Annotated in this window: 28 protein-coding genes; 3 read left to right on the top strand and 25 right to left on the bottom strand. The window is 52.8% G+C overall.

Translation table 11 applies throughout. The features are described from left to right. The 25 genes from GY937_19935 to GY937_20055 all read right to left on the bottom strand — a co-directional run. Nucleotides 1–481 (bottom strand): hypothetical protein (locus GY937_19935; protein MCP5058980.1); only part of this gene is annotated, 481 nt, incomplete at its 3' end. Further along, entirely contained in the window at nt 482–1054 is a 573-nt protein-coding gene (locus GY937_19940; GenBank protein ID MCP5058981.1) for a hypothetical protein, read from the bottom strand. It abuts the gene before it with no gap. A 145-nt stretch (nt 1055–1199) separates the two neighbouring features. After that, complete coding sequence (locus tag GY937_19945) at nt 1200–1397, bottom strand: hypothetical protein (GenBank protein MCP5058982.1); 198 nt, start codon at nt 1395–1397, stop codon at nt 1200–1202. Between the two features lie 2 nt (nt 1398–1399). Beyond that, nucleotides 1400–1753 (bottom strand): hypothetical protein, encoded by a 354-nt coding sequence (locus GY937_19950; protein MCP5058983.1) that lies wholly within the window; start codon nt 1751–1753, stop codon nt 1400–1402. Nucleotides 1754–1774: 21 nt separating this feature from the next. Next, entirely contained in the window at nt 1775–2707 is a 933-nt protein-coding gene (locus tag GY937_19955) for a hypothetical protein (GenBank protein MCP5058984.1), read from the bottom strand. 40 nt (nt 2708–2747) lie between these two features. Continuing rightward, nucleotides 2748–3755, bottom strand: a complete 1008-nt coding sequence (locus GY937_19960) for a hypothetical protein (protein MCP5058985.1) — start codon at nt 3753–3755, stop codon at nt 2748–2750. After that, nucleotides 3752–4621, bottom strand: coding sequence for a hypothetical protein (locus GY937_19965; GenBank protein ID MCP5058986.1), 870 nt, complete (start codon nt 4619–4621; stop codon nt 3752–3754). The genes GY937_19960 and GY937_19965 overlap by 4 nt, the downstream gene beginning before the upstream one ends. Further along, nucleotides 4614–4799, bottom strand: a complete 186-nt coding sequence (locus tag GY937_19970; protein MCP5058987.1) for a hypothetical protein — start codon at nt 4797–4799, stop codon at nt 4614–4616. The genes GY937_19965 and GY937_19970 overlap by 8 nt, the downstream gene beginning before the upstream one ends. A gap of 180 nt (nt 4800–4979) precedes the next feature. Beyond that, a complete protein-coding gene (locus GY937_19975; GenBank protein MCP5058988.1) occupies nt 4980–5222 on the bottom strand; it encodes a hypothetical protein in 243 nt (80 codons plus the stop codon). A gap of 9 nt (nt 5223–5231) precedes the next feature. Then, nucleotides 5232–5855, bottom strand: a complete 624-nt coding sequence (locus GY937_19980; GenBank protein MCP5058989.1) for a hypothetical protein — start codon at nt 5853–5855, stop codon at nt 5232–5234. 36 nt (nt 5856–5891) lie between these two features. After that, a complete protein-coding gene (locus GY937_19985) occupies nt 5892–6245 on the bottom strand; it encodes a hypothetical protein (protein MCP5058990.1) in 354 nt (117 codons plus the stop codon). Next, on the bottom strand, nt 6242–6559 hold the full coding sequence (locus GY937_19990; protein MCP5058991.1) for a helix-turn-helix transcriptional regulator: 318 nt from the start codon (nt 6557–6559) through the stop codon (nt 6242–6244). The genes GY937_19985 and GY937_19990 overlap by 4 nt, the downstream gene beginning before the upstream one ends. Before the next feature lie 455 nt (nt 6560–7014). After that, complete coding sequence (locus GY937_19995) at nt 7015–7404, bottom strand: hypothetical protein (protein ID MCP5058992.1); 390 nt, start codon at nt 7402–7404, stop codon at nt 7015–7017. Further along, entirely contained in the window at nt 7364–7690 is a 327-nt protein-coding gene (locus tag GY937_20000) for a hypothetical protein (protein ID MCP5058993.1), read from the bottom strand. Before GY937_20000 ends, GY937_19995 begins: the two co-directional genes overlap by 41 nt. A 670-nt stretch (nt 7691–8360) precedes the next feature. After that, complete coding sequence (locus GY937_20005; protein MCP5058994.1) at nt 8361–8903, bottom strand: class I SAM-dependent methyltransferase; 543 nt, start codon at nt 8901–8903, stop codon at nt 8361–8363. Between the two features lies 1 nt (nt 8904). Next, the gene (locus tag GY937_20010) at nt 8905–9264 is read right to left on the bottom strand and encodes a hypothetical protein (GenBank protein ID MCP5058995.1); all 360 of its coding nucleotides are present in this window, start codon (nt 9262–9264) and stop codon (nt 8905–8907) included. Next, the gene (locus tag GY937_20015) at nt 9236–9490 is read right to left on the bottom strand and encodes a hypothetical protein (protein ID MCP5058996.1); all 255 of its coding nucleotides are present in this window, start codon (nt 9488–9490) and stop codon (nt 9236–9238) included. The genes GY937_20010 and GY937_20015 overlap by 29 nt, the downstream gene beginning before the upstream one ends. Then, on the bottom strand, nt 9468–9911 hold the full coding sequence (locus tag GY937_20020; protein ID MCP5058997.1) for a hypothetical protein: 444 nt from the start codon (nt 9909–9911) through the stop codon (nt 9468–9470). The genes GY937_20015 and GY937_20020 overlap by 23 nt, the downstream gene beginning before the upstream one ends. A gap of 403 nt (nt 9912–10314) precedes the next feature. After that, nucleotides 10315–10500: a hypothetical protein gene (locus GY937_20025; GenBank protein ID MCP5058998.1), complete on the bottom strand. Its 186-nt coding sequence runs from the start codon at nt 10498–10500 to the stop codon at nt 10315–10317. 324 nt (nt 10501–10824) lie between these two features. Then, entirely contained in the window at nt 10825–11043 is a 219-nt protein-coding gene (locus tag GY937_20030; protein ID MCP5058999.1) for a hypothetical protein, read from the bottom strand. A gap of 4 nt (nt 11044–11047) precedes the next feature. After that, nucleotides 11048–11425, bottom strand: coding sequence for a hypothetical protein (locus GY937_20035; GenBank protein ID MCP5059000.1), 378 nt, complete (start codon nt 11423–11425; stop codon nt 11048–11050). Continuing rightward, on the bottom strand, nt 11422–11841 hold the full coding sequence (locus GY937_20040) for a hypothetical protein (GenBank protein MCP5059001.1): 420 nt from the start codon (nt 11839–11841) through the stop codon (nt 11422–11424). The genes GY937_20035 and GY937_20040 overlap by 4 nt, the downstream gene beginning before the upstream one ends. A gap of 196 nt (nt 11842–12037) precedes the next feature. Then, the gene (locus GY937_20045; protein ID MCP5059002.1) at nt 12038–12313 is read right to left on the bottom strand and encodes a hypothetical protein; all 276 of its coding nucleotides are present in this window, start codon (nt 12311–12313) and stop codon (nt 12038–12040) included. Between the two features lie 194 nt (nt 12314–12507). Next, nucleotides 12508–12717, bottom strand: coding sequence for a hypothetical protein (locus GY937_20050; protein MCP5059003.1), 210 nt, complete (start codon nt 12715–12717; stop codon nt 12508–12510). A 214-nt stretch (nt 12718–12931) separates the two neighbouring features. Next, a complete protein-coding gene (locus GY937_20055; protein MCP5059004.1) occupies nt 12932–13216 on the bottom strand; it encodes a hypothetical protein in 285 nt (94 codons plus the stop codon). Between the two features lie 2367 nt (nt 13217–15583). Between GY937_20055 and GY937_20060 the strand changes: the two genes are divergently transcribed. The 3 genes from GY937_20060 (at nt 15584) to GY937_20070 (ending at nt 16760) form a co-directional block, all read left to right on the top strand. Continuing rightward, nucleotides 15584–15919: a hypothetical protein gene (locus GY937_20060; protein ID MCP5059005.1), complete on the top strand. Its 336-nt coding sequence runs from the start codon at nt 15584–15586 to the stop codon at nt 15917–15919. Between the two features lie 19 nt (nt 15920–15938). Further along, nucleotides 15939–16229, top strand: a complete 291-nt coding sequence (locus GY937_20065) for a hypothetical protein (GenBank protein ID MCP5059006.1) — start codon at nt 15939–15941, stop codon at nt 16227–16229. A 303-nt stretch (nt 16230–16532) separates the two neighbouring features. Continuing rightward, nucleotides 16533–16760, top strand: a complete 228-nt coding sequence (locus GY937_20070) for a hypothetical protein (protein ID MCP5059007.1) — start codon at nt 16533–16535, stop codon at nt 16758–16760. Nucleotides 16761–16904 lie beyond the last annotated feature (144 nt).

The raw sequence follows: 16904 nt of genomic DNA on the forward strand, positions 1-16904 counted from the left end.
CAAAGTTAGAGGAATGCCAATCCACCGTAGGTCCCTTCAAGATTTCCCATCCATGGGTAAGAACATCCGCATGACTCTGAACCTCTGTATCGTCCGCTATCCGATGGATGTTATACTCAACCCCGTCCATCAGAAAAAAGAACTCGTGTCCGTTTGTGAGTGCAGATCCTCCAGCCCATTCCGTACCCGCAGTAGCTGTTGCGTCATCTATGGCCCCAGCAGCAAGACACATGAAGAGATGGGTAGCTGCAAGGATCTTGTTGGCAGGTGGAGAGAGCGTGTAGTCCGTATCTGCGCTCGCTCCTGCTCCTTGTTCATCATCACTTGAATCCCTGAGGTAGTCATGGAAAGGCTTTCGAACAGCCGTGGTCATTCCCAGTTCTCGAGCGTTTCCGTCCACGGTTGCTACTGCTGCCTGTCTCCTCTTCGTGATGATAAGAGGAGTCTTTGACAGCTTGTCCTGGATGGAAACAGGGAACATCTACCGCTCCACCTCAGAGAACTCGATTGAGCATCCAAACTCTCCGGTTCCACTATCAATCGCAGCTATTCCTAAAGACGTCCCCGAGGGAAGAATCAAAGAACCCTTGGTTTCCCAGGGTTCAAATCCACCACTTCCACCAATACCTCTTACCTGTTGAATAAACTGACCCTCCGTGACTCCTCCCATTCCAGTCCCAGTTTCTTCCCAGGAGTCCACGACATACGTAGAATCAGGTTTCACAGAAGATCCCGAACGAGTACTGTAGACTTGATCACTCACGTTGTTTGTGATGGTTCCAAGAACTGGGTTGAGGTCCACATATACGATGGTGGTTGAGTTCTCGATATAGAACGAAAAACGTTCTATGACCCAGTCATATTTCGAGGATCCATTCTTGAGGAGAAGCATGTGTCCGAGAGTTGCCGTCAGCGTAAGAAGAGTCCTCGAGCCTGACCCCTGATTCGTGGTAGCAATGAAGGACCGATCACCCTTCGCAGTCCATTGACTGAGCGGGGCAGCATCTACCAGAAGCCTCCCATCGGTCACCTTGACATTATCCAGAGCACTCATGATTGCGTATCCTCACTGAACCCGTGATCCAAGTGCTCACGGATCTCTTTCAGTTGCTCAAGAATCTCCTCGAGCAAGCGAATGACAACAGGTAGCAGGTTGGAGTCAACCTGACTCTCAGGGTTGCTCATCACCCGTGATTCTTTCAGTAGTCCTTGAACGCTGTATTCTTCTGTGGGTTGTTAGGCTCCGTACTTGCCCCTGCCTTATGCGCGGGCATCTTGGGCATGAAAGTTCCACCTGGCAGGTTCTTCTTGAAGGCCCCTACCATGTCCATGGTGTACTCTGTGCTGTTCGCGTAGTCCGCACAGGACTTCCCGTAGCTCATCTTCTTCTTTGCCATGATCAGAACCCCACAAAGATAACGTCTGTCGTGAACGTGGTCAGGACAGTGGAAGCTGTAAGTGCTGCGTGTTGACTACCCGTAGGTTCTGGGACGGCAGTGGCATTTCCTGATACCTGAGTATGGAGGTGCGCGTATACAAGAAGCTTGTTGTTCGCGTTGTCCACCTCGAAGTAATACCCACGCCCACCAATCACATGATCCACGTTCGTCAAACCCAAGAGAGTGGCAGCATTGAAGGTATCTCCACCACTGGTATATGATGCGTTACCAGTCGTTGAAAGAGTCCCAACAATGACTCTCTTGTTGCCCATCACACTTTCCACGGTCTTCGAGAAAGCCCAGGTAACGGCCAATGTTCTTCTCCTAGCAAAGAATCAGAAAATGTTATCCGAGACCCCGCCAGATAAATCCTCGGAGTCCGCACCAATCATCACCGTGTTTCTATAAGAAGCCCAACACCTCTCCTGGATGCTAGGTCGGTTGAATCCCATCTTCCTTGCTGTCTCTGAAAGATCCGGACAGCCCTGGATCATGTACCTCAGACAGTCCAGTAGGTGATCGTCCACTGCAATAGGACGCTCACGGATCTCGGTCTCATCTTGTTTGGCGGGATCAATCTTCTTGTAACGATACTTCTCCACTTCAAAGATAAAGTTCCGCATCGTGCGAAACACGAAGAGAGAAGGTTTTCCGTCATCCTGGATGTGAAGCCACTTCAGGACGTTTGCGATCCCGTCCTCTACCCGGTTATCAGCGGGACCCGCGAAGATTCCTTCTTCTGCGTACTGGGATGAGAGAGGTTCGGGAGATTCTGGACGCTGGGAGAACGCAGAGGGATCCATCAGGGTCCAGTCATAGCGCTCTCGAGCTGAGAGAGACCGGATGGCTCCTGAGTTCTCAGGGACGGTCTTTCTGGAGTGGTAGTATTCCTTGTAGAGGTAGAGAACCCCTTCCGGGCTCAGACATCCCCATAAACAAGCTGTGGGGTTTGCGTAACCCAGGTCAATAGTTCTGAATCTAGCCCAGGAGGGGTCCAGTTCGATGGGATCGATGATGTGGACCGCGGGGTCCCATGGGGGCATGTAGACCTTCTCACCCTGGCGAGCCCCAAAGTCCAGCTCCATCTCCGCCCGCCACGCAGCCCCACGGATACCCCCAGGGTAGGACAGAGCCTCGTGCTCAGCCCACTCAGTGGTCTTCTCAGGGTGTGAAGAGTAATGGTAGGAGACCGCGTTCCAGCCGTTGTAGTACCGCTGGACTTTGATGCCTGGTCTCTCGATGAGGAGTTCAGAGTCTGCTTCTGCCATTCAGCCGGCCCCTCCCCGGCCGGCTGGGCGGATCCGAGGGTCAGGTGAGAAGGGGGAGGTAGAACGCCTCAGTCAGCCGGCCGGGGTGCCACATATCGGATACCCATTTGTGACATTTTGTCCCAATTTCCTCAAGCTCTTTCGGGTTCCATTGAAGAATCTTCGCGAGTTCATACCTGAAGTTCTTTGCAATCAACCTCATCGTAGGCATCCTCTCACACGTAAAGTCTTTCTCTACAAAGGCTTTCCTTATTTGATATTCAACGTTCTCTGTCAACCCGTGAATGACAACACAGCCCGCAGCCATGTACTCCAGCCCTGAGCGGTGGAACCCTCCCGTGACCACCTCATCCACTCCCACCTGGACTGACCGCTTCTTCTCGATGGCCTCCCAGAGAGGTTCCTTCTCAAGTTCCTCAAGTTTCCACCCGTTAGCACCCTCGTCACTAGTGACCTCCTTCTGGGCGTGCTCGAACCCCTTGCGGATGATCGGGACTCCCTTGGCCCCTATATAATCTGTGAAGCCTCTCACCGCGAAGGACGTGGAGACCACCTGAGCCCGCTCATTGAAGGGCTTCCATTCCTGGAGCTGGACGAGGTAGGGGATCCTTGAGACCGGGACGTCCATGGCCTGATCCCAGATCTGGGACTTCAGCCCCAGGAAGGTGGCTAGTCTCCTGTTCTTGAACGGTCCCCAGGACCACGGCTGCCAGCCCCAGTAGGGTTCGTAGACGAGCCACGCCTTGGGCCGGTCGTCCTTCTCATCGAAAACTCCATCCTCCCAGCCCACGTCCATCCTGAGGTGTGGCCCGTTCCCGTGGAGAATGAAGGCGTCCGCCTGATCGTAGAGTAGCCGGTCCACTTTATCCCAGAGGTGGATCTTCCCGAGTGCCTCCTCAGGCTTAGGGAAGGTTCTTCCGTCTGCTTCCTCGCATCTTCCTGCCACCAAGATGTGCTCGTCATTCGTGTATGTGTTGAGGATCTCTTGGAGGACCCAGGGGTATCCCGCGTGCGGACTCAGCGCGATGTGGATGATCTTCCTACTCATGACTCCTCCTTCGGGTACTCAAGCCACTTCTTTCTCCCAGTACCTACCTCTGTCATCCACGTCCCACCCTTTCTCAGACCCTTCTTCAGGCATTCAGGAAGCACGGGAATATTCTTCATCAGGCCCTCCTTCGAAGCCCTGAACACCAGACCCCCATTGAAGATCACCTCCCGAGCCCAGGTCTCCGTGATCGAGATCTCCATCATCCAGTGGTGCGGTATCAGACACCTCCGGCAGGGAGCCAGGTTGGCCTCATAGATAGGAGCGGGCTTGTACCACTTGGTGACGTCGTATCTCGAGATCTTCGTGAGCGAATACGGAAGATAGTCCAGACCCGCCAGGATGATCGGAGAACACCCCATCATCCCCGCTGCTAGACAGGCCACGGTGCCTGTCATCCTCACGGAGTAAAGACAGGGAGTTCCTTTCACGTCGGTCATCTGGACCATGTCAGACGGTGGTAACATCACGTAGACCTCGTAGTCTTCCTTCTCCCTTCGGGAGGCTATGGTCTCCGAGGCTTCTTTAGCGTGCTTGTCATCTGTCCTTAAGATAGTAGGGACCTTCAAGTCTTTGAGGAGTTCATTCGCTGCTGGTGGATCCCCAATGACCGCGAAGTCACAATGTTCTTCGATGGCTGCTGCGTTGCAGGCCATGACCAGACCATCAAAGGTGTCAGGACGGATCGCGTCGTAGGTTGGCCCAGACCCGATAATGAGACATGGACGTCCTTTGTATACCCCGGTAGCCTGTTCCAGAGCAGAGGCCCCTGCCCGAAGTAGTATCGCACGGGACTCCTCCTTTGCGTTGATATGGACTTCTGGCTTCGTGATCGAGAAGTTCTCGAAGACCCAGTTCTCACTCACCTCTTCCCTCCTCAAGAACGTAGAGCTTGCTACACTTCTTACAGAATCCAAACAACCACCCATGAGCATGATCCATCTCAAGCTTCCCTTCACACTCCATACAGATCCTCACGTTAGCACTAAGTCTCGCATCACCATGGATCTCTATATCGAAGTACTTGTAAACTTTCTCACTCACCTTTTCCCTCCCCACTCTTATCCAAGTAATCCGCTAATTCATGCAATTTACTAGGAACCCACCCATACACACCAGAAGTGCCACCCGAATGCAAGATACGAACAATCTTTGCCAGCCCTTCGAGAGTCTCTGGTTCCATTGGAGGAATTCCATCTACCTTAGGATCAATCCATGCCCTACTCACCTCTTTCTCCTTTTCCTTTTGACCCAGATAACACTATTGTCCCTCACTGGTGGCTTAGAATGGACTCTCACCAAGAGAGGATCCTCCCATGGCATGATTGTCTCCGTGATCTGACCCCACCGATGTCTGTGTTGGATGATATCGCCCGTCTTCTCACTCACGTCATAGTAGGCCCACCAGTCTCTCTCACGTCTCCTGAGCATCTCTCTCTTGCACACCGGGCACTTGGCTATCTCCATGACAACCTCCTATGCTGACCACCTCCCCTCGAAGATACTTTGGAATTCCCCAGGAGCAGGACTGGATATCAAGATAAGCTTACCGCCCCCGTGAAGCGTGGGCTTGGCTCCTACGATCGTCTGACCCAGAGCATCCTGGAACGCAGCCTCATCGAACACCATGCCCGAGAACGTGTGCATCCGCGCTTGGTTTGATCCCTGAGGCATAGCCATTACCTGAGACACAGGACCATTCGGATGTTCGAACGTGTTCCTCACCTCAGTAGGTCTCAGGCGGTGCTCATTCTTCATCCAGGAAGGAAGATAGTGGTAACAAAGGCCCATCCTTGTCTCCCCGATGAGCTTTGCTGCATCATCTTCTTTCTTGCTCACGATACCCCACAACCTCCCAGGTTTGCGTAGGCACTCCCACATCACCATAGCCACCGCTAGCCATGAACACATCAACTGCCTAGACTTGTTGATCACTATGTGCTCGTTCGCTGGCAAATCCTGCCAGAGCTTCGCGATCACCTCGATGGGTTCAATCACTCGGAACCGCTTGACGGGGTCCTTCTCATCGTGCTCATCCATCGTGTACACGAAGGACTTGAGGAAGAGAATGGCATCATCCTTGGCATGAGCCCACGCCATACGCTGAATAGCTTCTTCGGATGGCCTAGCCATCACTCATCTTCTCTGAGTGTACATGCGTGATGTCTCAAGAAACTCTCGCTTCCAACTCCAATCATCAAGCCACAACTGAGCGAACTCATCTTTAGATAACTCAATCTGATCATCAACGCTTGCTCCAACCATAGCCAAGGCACGCTTATACTCAGGCGTATGATCAACTGGACGTGGTAGTTGAACATACACTTCTTCCACTTTCCCATTACGAATTCTCTCAATATGCTCTTCAAGCAATTCCACCGCTCTCTTTTTGTAACCCTCGAGAGCATCCTCAAAGTCACTTCGATGCTTACGAAGATTCTGCTCTAGTGCTCTTTTAAGACCAATTTTCTCAACCTTAACTGTCTTCACTTGTTTCCCTCCTCACCAAGCTTCTCCAAGAAGTTCAGTACATCCTTCGGATTTTGACGGATGGTCTCCTTGAAGGTGTCAGGGATTATCCCACTCAGAAGCATCAGCCATTCAGGGTCCACTCCCAAAGAGATCCCTAGAGAGCGAATCAAGTCCTGACTCGGTTCCGAGTTGTCCCTCTCGATCTGGTTCAGGTACTCGTGACTGATTTCGCATTCCCTTGCCACTGCTCTGAGGGACATCCCCTTCTTCCGCGTCCGAAAGTACTTGATCGCTTGTCCCAGAGTCACCGTCCTCTGATTCATCTTGTTCATGTTCCTCTATCCTTGCGTGCCCAACGCCAATCTCCTCCGCAATCTGTCTCTTCAGCTCATCAGGGAAGGACTTGATGAACTCCACGATACTACCTTCTTCCTTGGGCCCTCCTTGGTGGGCTGTAAGGTCCACCACCTTCTTGTAGAGACCTCTCACTTCGCCCACGTTCTTCATGGCCATAGTGATCATGTGAGGAGTAGCCTCGGGATTCTCAATCACCGTGAGCGCTGTGAGATATTGAAGCTCCACCTCAATGGGAGTATTTTCTGGGAGGGCATCCAGGGCTTGCATGAGACGATCTTTGAGGGCTCTACGAAACTCCATCTTCGTTTGCAGGTTCTTGAACTTCGCCTTGTTACGATAGTAGTCTCCATCTATGTGGATGAAGGAGGTAGTGTCCCGCTTAGTGATTCTCTCACCCAGGAGTCCCCCATCCGGGGTCTCTGTCCACTTCTCAACCCTCGGGTGTGGTTTCTTCGGTGGGTTGCTCACGTTTCTTTCCTTCGAGGTATAGCTTTCCCATTTCTCTCACGATGCTATCTACACGTTCCCTGAACTCATCAGCAGTCATCTCCTTCACTTCTATTCCAGAATCATCCCCTATCACCGACATAGCCGGATTGATATCCGCCACAACATCATGAAGAGTCCACAATGCCTTTGTTTGATCGTCTCGAGGAGTCCCATCTGGGAACCTCACGAGTAGGAACGAGAAGCTACAATCCACGATACGCGCACGGAGGGCTCTCTCCAGCTCTACGCACCGCTCGCACCGCGGTCCCGGATAGGCCATCTGGGCAGCGTCACTCTTCGAGGGCTTGGTCTGGGAGTTCTCTCCCTTCATCGATCACCTCTTGTTCCCTCTTGGGATTCACAAGGGACGGATCTAGCGCATCCAGAAGAGGCCCCTTTGAGATCTCAGGGCCCAGCTCCACCACTTCTTCTTCTGTCACCTTCAAAGTGATCTCAGCTTTCACAAAGATCTCATGCAGTTGCTCAAGACAAGAGAACGCTTCAGGCTTGGATATCCAACGCCTGTCACCCGTGGAGAGTTGCACCTGAACACCTTGAATACCTGGGTATCCAAGAGCTTTGAGAAACCTCGCCACAACGTTGTCAGTTGGATCCATCGGTCCCTCCTACTTCTTCTTGGGGGAAGACTTCTTTTTGAGAGGCTTCCCGGTCTTGTAACTTTGGCCCGTTGAGTCTTGACAGACTGCGTAGGGGTTCACCCCTGGCTTCTTCTTGAGCTTCTGAACACAACGATGTACTTTCGTACCCTTGGGCATTGTTACCTCCTATGCTCCGGGGTTAACACCGAGTTGACCACTACCCGTATCCATCTCTCTCGGAGTAGACTCAGGAAGGTCCAGGGGTGTCGTGGGCCTGATATAGTCAGCCAAGAACTTCTCACACTTCACAACGGTTGCGATCAGACGCGCGGAATCAAAGCTCAGGAGACCGGACGGCATCCTTGCGGATTGAGAGTTCGTCAATTCAAACCGACAGATGTCCAGCATCCGGCACACATCGTTCACAGACTCGTTTTCCGTGTCCACGAGTTCTGTGTTCTCTTCGAGAACCCACTTACGAGGTGCGGACTCAGGGAGGTCCAGTTGAGGCTGAGCAACAACCCAGTCATGGTAGCGATGAACAGCGCTCATATACGACTGGAGTCTGTCTGCATCGAAGATTGAGACAACCGCTGTGTTTGAGGATGCAGACTTTTGGAGTTCTGTCAGGAATCGATTCAAGCGGGCATGAAGCCCTACCACGTCATGATTGAATACTTCCACTTTGTTACTCCTTCTCACAAACAGCCACCACCTCGGTATCCCCGAGGAGGTTGTAGCTTCGGATTTTCCACCTATCCATCAGACACCCAAGCCACTTCTCTGGCTCCTGGATGATGCGATGACAGTTGCTTCCATCTGGGAGCTTGTGGATTGCTTCTCTTGCGGAAATCACGAAGAACACCACCTTGCGCGTACACAGCTTGATATGCTCAAAGACCTCAGTGAAACACTCCGGCTCTATGTGCTCGAGCACGTCTATACAGGCCACAAGTTCGCAAGCAAACGGATCTTCATCCCTGAGGGGGAGTGCTTTTCCATCAATGGCAGGATCATACTCCCACCAAGAAACCTTCTCCGTAACCCCGGTAGGCATGGCAAGTCGGAGGTCTCCCTTGCCACACCCGTAGTCCAGTACCGAAGAGCACTCATAAGCCTTGATTAACTCACCAATGGCCTGCGCATACCGCGGGGCCGTGGAGCCCCACTTCTCATCCGCCAGATGCTTCTGACGGTTCAGCTCGAGGTACTCTTCAGTGATGAGGACCATGCTACTCACTTACCTCCTCGTAGTAGAGATCCAGGTCCACCGGGGGAGTATCGATCACGCCAGCCCACTCCAAACTCACCTCTTCCTCTCCCGAACCTGCACTGAATCCTTGAAGTCCATCCATGTAGAAGACACCCACCTTGATGGATTCCTCCTCGCGAGGGGAGTGAGTGCCCACCAGATCTCCCTGAAGGAGGACACAGGTAGCACGAGTCTTGAGCCCCTGCCCATCAAGTGTAGTACCCCATCCAGCCACCGAGGAGGTCCACTTCCAGGTCACCCAGTTGTCCAGTTCACGGACGTCCGCTTCTGCGATGACTGTGGCCTGTCCCCTAACCTTCAGGGTTACGTTCCATTGCATTACGCTTCTCCTGTTGTCCTCTGAGGATATCGTATTGTTGGCTCCCCAAGAGCCAGTAGAGTTCGATTGAGTATGCTTCAATCCACTCATTCCAGCTTGAATCAATCCTAGTGTCACTAGGAACGTCAGAGACAATTTCATTGTTTCCTCTCCTCATGTTCAGGTCCTGAAAGAACCCGAGCCTGAATTTTCCTTCTGCTGCGTCAAGGAGCCTGTTCGTGTCCATCTTCCTTCATCCTGAAGTAGGCCGTGAACCAGTTCTGCCAAAGCTTCACACGTCTCTCTCGTGGGATGTCAGGCATCATGTACTCCAGGAGTACAAAGAACACGATCGGGTCCACATCCACAAAGGCGGGCGGATCACCCTCGAGGTTCTCTCTAGCGATCAACGAAGAGTCAAGGGGATTAAGGATTAAGGCTTGCTTGAATGACTCATAGTCTTCGGGCACCTCCTGTGATGTCTCAATGAACTCCTCGAGAGTGACCAGCCCTGGGATCTCTTCCCGTTCTGGGGGATGAGATTCACATGCGTATAGAAAAAGTCCACCCAGGCTGCACCCAAGTACCAGCCAGGAGACCTGGGAGACTGTTTCCTTGACACGCCATGGGACACATTCAAGTAAACATACAGACTGAGCGGACTTCATTCTTCTATCTCCTCAAGCGGACGATGACGCTCTGATCTCACAAGCTTTCGGATCTCGCTAGCCGGTACATGATGAGCTTCCCTGAGATGTTCCACATAATGCTCTTCGCAGAAATCGAGCATTGGTTGTCCGTCATACACACAGGTGTGTGTTGGCTTCTCCAAGCAGACCTCACAACGTCCCATCAGTCTTGCCTTGCGATACTCGCGTTTGCCCACATGACAGCCTCTTCAAGCTTGGTTACCGCGAGGGACTTTTCCCGGCTATCCGGGCAGTTGTCATTGAGAAGAAGTGCCAAGCTCTTTGCAGTGTTCCTGATCATCGTATAGATCTCAGGCTGTCCCTCCTTGGGAGGATGATACGTAAACCTTTTTTCGATGTCCTGTATTTCCACTTTCTCACCTCACTTGATGTTGATAGCCTTGGCCCGCAGCACCTTCACCTTGAAGTCCCGCGGGATCACGTTCAAGGCCAGATCCCACCACTCATGACTGTCCAAGAGAGCGAGGTCTGCATCCGTGCGCAGCTCCAAGGTCACTGCTACTTTCTTTCCCGTCTCTGAATCCGTCCTTGTAGGTTCTCGAGGCATTTACGATCTCCTCTTGTCTCCCAACGTAGTAGCCCCCTAAATACCCAAGGACGCCACTCACGAAGGCACAAGCAATGAACCAGATCATGACTCACCTCCTCAAGCAAGTCTCAGCACGTTCAAGCGCCTCAATAGGCGTATCTCCATAGAAGTACAAACCACCCTCGTGTACATAGACGTAGAAGGCACTCACAGGTCCGTGCGTCTCCTCGCTAGCCGTCTCATACTTCTTCTGAAGTTTCTCGTTCAAGTGTCCGACACCGCAAATACCAAGAGGAGACAAAGCTAGTAAACGACTCCAGAATCCAGTCATGTCCATGACCCTCACCTCCTCGGCCAGGGAAACTCCACGGGGTTCTCGTACCAGTACTTCTTCTGGTCGTAGAGGCCACTGCTGAAGTTTCTGGGGTTGGGCTTCGGACAATCAGGTGGAGGTGCTGGGCGATAGTACCAGCGCACCACACCCGCCCCTGGACATTTTCGCTCCTCTTCATGTGACCACCAGAACGAGAAGACGATGATCATGTAGATGAGCCAGTTCATTCCTTTACCTCACTATGGTGTACAAGGAGAACCATGTGGCCTCCTGATCCTTCACGAAGAGCTGGAACTCCTCAGGGCACCGCCAGTTCATTCCCTTGATGATGTCCACGATCCGAGGGATGTCCGCATGGTTGATAGCAGCCATGGCCACCGTAGCCTCAAAGGCATAGCTCCCGCCTGCATACCTATCCACGAGGTTGAACCATGGTCTATTCTGACAGATCGATTCCTGTGATGTATCCTTCTCCCAAGCCTCATAGGCATCCTGAAGAGCATTGTTCACTTGTCTCACCACGAAAGGAGGTTCTTCTCCGCGGAAGTCTTCCACACCCAGGGTCTCGAGCCCAGAAAAGGAGAGAATCCAGTTTGAGATACTGCTCATATCCTCCGCTCCCTTACCTTCATGAAAAGTTCTCTCATGTATCCAGCTCCACCCCGCCTCTTGAGCCAAACCTCATCGAACTTCGCCCAGTGCCACCCCGGAGGAAGCTTGTAGTTCCTTCGCCTGGGAACCTCGAAGGGACCTTGCGGGAGCTCGTCTGCTTGCAGCGGACAGAGCTGAATATTCCCCAGGTACAGCACCGCCGGCTCGCCTGTGCCGTCCAGCGTCTCGAACACCACTACCCAGTGCCCGATCGCTGAGATGAGAGGACCCGTAGCAAGGTAACCTACTTGATACATCTTGTCCTCAAAATCACCCGTGAAGGACCACAAAGGCTTGTGATCCCTTACCCGAATCTCCGCCTCCCACACGGGCACCACCTGAAGGTCAAACGCCTCTATCTCGATGAGCCTCATCTCTCACCCCCTAGGGCTCAATGATCACCACGTCTCTACGGCCAGCAAACTCCTCCTCAATCACATAGCCAGGAAGAGGCTCCTTGCGAAATCTCACCACATGAGGGGATGAGTACGTATTACTCCTACACATTGCCACCAGTGAATCCTTGGGCATCTCCTTCAGCTTCTCTATCAGTTCAGCAACCGTCACTTCTCACCTAGCCTTTCCATCTTGCTCCCTCTCCCAGGCCAACCGTACGATCTCCGCCAAGCTATCCACTATATCCACCCGCGTCTTCTCCTCCACGTTGTTGAAACCCCACTTAATCGTGTGTCTATCCCATAAGTCCGCTATGACCCCCCGTGCTGCCTTGTACCACCAAGAAGCTCCTTCAGGATATGGTGCCTTCTCACGATCCTTCCACCAAGCGTCACTCGCATCGTAGGGGAACTTCGCACTATGCTCCAAGCAATGCTCAGGCTTCATCACCCACCTCACCTGCTACCAGCTTCCAGATCTCAGGACCAAACTCACGCAACTGAGCCATCGTCCACTCACCCAGCTCTATCCCAGGTAACCCATAGTTCGTAGGATCACGCACGCACAAACGACCACTCTCTCCATTCACCACGTACCCCCTCTCCTTCAGGTCCTGAAGAAGGTTGAAAGCCTCAGCTAACCGCTCAGTCCGATCCATCTCCCCATCCCCACTGTTCCTTCAGCCTCTTAGCAAGTCTCTTCTCGTACTCCTCGTAACTCTCCGCCTCACCTCCAAACAACTCGCTGAACATCTTCCAGACCTCCCGCGGTCCTTCCTCGCGCATACGAGCCTTCAACTCCCTCTGGAGAATGAAGGGATCCTCACTTGGCTTTCTTGGCTCTTCACCCATCACGCATACCTCCAAGAAGGAGCATACGCATCCACATCACCATCAATGGTGTTACGGTAGTCCGTCACACCATTCCCCACAAAGTGAAGCGTCCCACGAGGTATCACACCATGCGCAAGCTCCCGGTGACACTCAGGACACTCCTTCACAGCACGACCGCACCCAGGACAAAAGTCCCACGCCGGGTCTCCGCAACAAGGACACTCATGCTTGATCATCACATCCCTTCAGGAGGGTCAGGGGGAAACTCCATCAAGCCCTCTCTACGTAACTCCTCGAAGCGTGCCGTCATCCCAAAGAACATCCTCATCCGTGCTTCCCTCATGAACTCCTCAGCACTCTCACCATGGCCAGTAAACTGACGTGCACCTTCAAACGCAGCCTCCAGAAGCTTCTCACACACCTCCCGTACCGCCTGCTGCGTCCGTATCCGCTCCCGCTGCTCGCACTCTCGCTTGCTGATCTCCATGTACACAACCTCCACGAGACCATCGAAACTCATCTGTCTGACCTCCATTCCCACCACTACCACCCCCCTTACCCCCCTGTCAACCCCCAGTTGACAAACAGGACATAATGCCCCACTGCCACTACTACTTACGTACCCCCCGCTCATCCCCCTAGAGAAAGGAAGGCCGGTGCAGGAACTGCCAACGCCTCACGACGATCAGGGACGAGTACCCACCTGCACCGTTCTCGTCTTCTATCAACCAACCAGCGCTAGCTGGATGAAGCCTTTTCCTCTACCCAACACTCTTTACATCTGCCATCCATCAAATCCATTAACAAAAACACCCACCCACAACCTACACATCGAAACCAACGAAAACCCCCTGGCATCCCTACGTAACTCATACCCTCACCTCGTGAGAACGCTTGCGTACTTCTGTGAAAACATAATCCCACGCACACACCCGATAGGGTACGGCTTAACTACGCGCACTTGAACCTCAACTAGTTGACTACCTCGTACTAATACCACCCTTGCTCGGGGGACCCTAGGACAAACTTCCTATCACTCTCTACCGATAACACTCAACTGCTACCAAACACGTACTACGCACTCGTTGTCACTATCCACGAGTAACACACACTCCCACTCAACTGCAACCAAACACGTACCATCTACACTACACACGCACTTCAACCAGCGTAAGCATCCCTCCCCTACCCGGGTGGAACGATCCATTGGACGCGGTGGTATACCCCAGGGACAACCATCTCTCACGCGCGCGCGTAGGATAGGTAGTTCGTACTCGTGTGTGTTCGCTAAACTCTAGATAGACTAACGCCCGGAGCAATTTCCATGCATCCATCTGAGTGCTTGTCCAAAGTGTCAGGTAGTCAGGAAGGTGAAGAAGCGAGCGCGCTAAGGAGCGCATCTCCTTAGGGACGTACGAAGTTCGTGAGGGGGTACTCGAGAGCGCGCTCGGGATTGGTATATGGTAAAGGTTGGGTAGGACCGCCAGGATAATCCTGGCTCCGGACCGGGCCCTCCCGGACCGCCCCCAGTCTACCACAGACTTCGTATGTGACCGGAGAATAGGAATAGAAGTTGTCACTTTTCGGAGACAAAACCACCACAAAATATGAGAAAGGCACATTGTCACATCTTTGTCACATCTTGTTAGGGTACTACCTAACACCGAGTATTTAGCCAGAGAGGGGCGTGTACTGTGCAGGAATTTCTCATGGAGAGAAAGTAGGGTCAATTTGTCTCAGACGAGTATTTTGTTTGTTGCGGATGGAGAGTGAATACGTTTCTGTGGGTGAGGTAAGAAACGCGAGGTTTTTTGAGATGGAGAGTAGAGAGATGGACAGAGAGAGAACGCTCGGGCGGTTGCGTGAGACGAACAGGGTCGGGGATTGGGTGATCGTTGTGCAGGCTTCTCGCGTGGACTCTGAAGGTTGGGAATGCCACCACGGACTTCCTTCCTTCCAGATTGGGGCTTGTACTAAGGGGGATGCTTGGGCCCGGGCGAAGAGGATTCTCGCAGCTTGGGACGATGCTGGTTGGACTCTTCACATGGACATAGCGAGTATCTGAGGAGGTGAGAGTCATGTATGAGAAGAGCAAGGGGCACATCTGCTTCACGCGCACTCATGAGTTCTACGAGTCTGGTGGGGAGGTCTACAGGGCTCCTCTGGATAACGTGTTTGACGTGAGGACTCATCAGCGTATCGGACGGTGGGAGTGTTCGAGCGAGCATTTCGAGCGCTATCAGGAAGTGATCGTGCCTGAGGTCTGGCACATAGCTTAGTGGAGGTGAGAGATGAGACAGACACTAGGACTATGTGACGGATGGCTTTGCGTGGTCTACGAGGAGAACGCGTGGGCAGAGCCTGTGCGTGTAACCCGCTACTGGCCGGTGGCCAAGATGAGTGAGGCGGACATTGAGTATCGTGGTCTCGAGCTGGGGGGTGAGGTTTTTGATCTGGGTATGGACGGTCTCTATCGCCAGCATCGGGGCTCTTGCAAGAGTCCAATTGACCTCCGCCTAAAGGATGGCGGAAGTACAAAGCCTATCAAGACAGAGCGCGAGGAGATTTCTCCTCCTCGGACACGGGTGGCTACTCGGTATTTGATGGGCCGGTGGGAAAAATGCCTGGCACGTAGCGGTTGGGTGGTTGCTTAGTGGAGGTGAGAGATGAGTCTGAAGACCACAACGACATCAGTCACGACCTACGACGGGCGAGTCTTTCAGCTAGGGGACAGGGTCAAGGGCGAGCTAGGTCATGTGGGCACGATTGAAGTATTGGAGTCTACTACAGTGGCCCAGGTGCAGTGGAGCGTAGGCTCTGCCTGGTGTTATCTTGCTGATTTGGAGCTGGTCTCACATCGCGTGAACGGACACAGGAGGGCAAAAGAATGACAAGGCTAGCAGAAGGAACATACGATTCCTACCCAAAGACCAATGGAGGATACGGGGACAAGATCGGGACGCTCATGGTCACAAATGGCGGTGACGATGCTGACTGGAAGGGTACGGGTGGCGATGAGAGGGACTTCGAGTATGACTACTCATACGCTCACTACCATCATCCCACGGATACCGAGGAGAACATTCAGCTCATTCTGTACTTTGGTCCTTTGAGGGACATAGAGGGAAAACTGTACTACAAGTGGAGGAGCTGGCAGGTGGATAAGCCCGATGATCCCTGGCCCGTGAAGCCTGAAGAGGGACGTATCGTCTTACAGGACTAGTCTCATTTGGAGGTGAGAGATGAGTGAGCGTGAGAAGCTCCGCAAAGCTCTAGGGAATAGGGCTCAAGTCTATTGGATCACCCAACACCCTACGGTGGACGATTGGGGTCTGGAGCTTTGGTGTGTGGGCAAGGATGCTGTGATCATACAGGACAAGAGAGAGTACGGGATCGATGTATTCTCTCGGATGACGGACGAACAAATTGAGCTGATGATCTTTCGCGCAAGACGCAACAAGGAGCTTTCCGAGGATTGTCAGTTTGACATTCCCCGATGGAAAGATCTTGAGGTCTATGATGGAAAGGACTGAGAGAGCCCATCTATGGGGAGAGTACGTGGCTCTCCTGCTGATCATTCTGTGGATCCTGCTGGCGAGCTAGGAGGTGAGAGATGCTCGAAGGTATTGTGTGCATCGTAGCGGGGTTTGTAAGTGGTTGGATCATGAAAGGTCTCTTCATTGGCAAGAGTCCTGATTTAGCCCTTAATGCCTATGTGACAGGTTACCAGGATGGTGCTTTGAAGGGAATACCTGAGCCAGGTTCGTCAATCGAGATTCCCCCAGAGTATTGCTAGGAGATGAGTTGTGAAGGACATCCCCCATGGAAAACTGCGTATGAAATGGGCTTGCGAGAGTCTGTTGAATGGACTCTTCATGGAACAAGCACAGTACATCGCAGCTAACGTGAAGAAGGCCATTTTCGATTGCCAGGAAGCCTTGAGCTACCTCGTGGACTGCAAGAAGTGCATGGACACGGGCAGGCTCTCGGATGACGTGTTCTGTGAGTGTGAGAAGGGAATGGAGGCTCTCACGAGTATGGAACGGGAGGTGAAAGGTGAGTGATGAGCCAAGTCCAGTATGGCTTGAATGGTGTTCTCGTTGTGCTCGCAAGCACTACATGACACAGCGCAAGTGTCCTGAATGTGGTGTCTACTACGTTCCACAGCCTGCCCACGATGGCGTAGCTGAGAGCTGTGCAGTGAGGAT

The organism is bacterium, from assembly GCA_024228115.1.
Classification (GTDB): Bacteria; Myxococcota_A; UBA9160; order UBA9160; family UBA6930.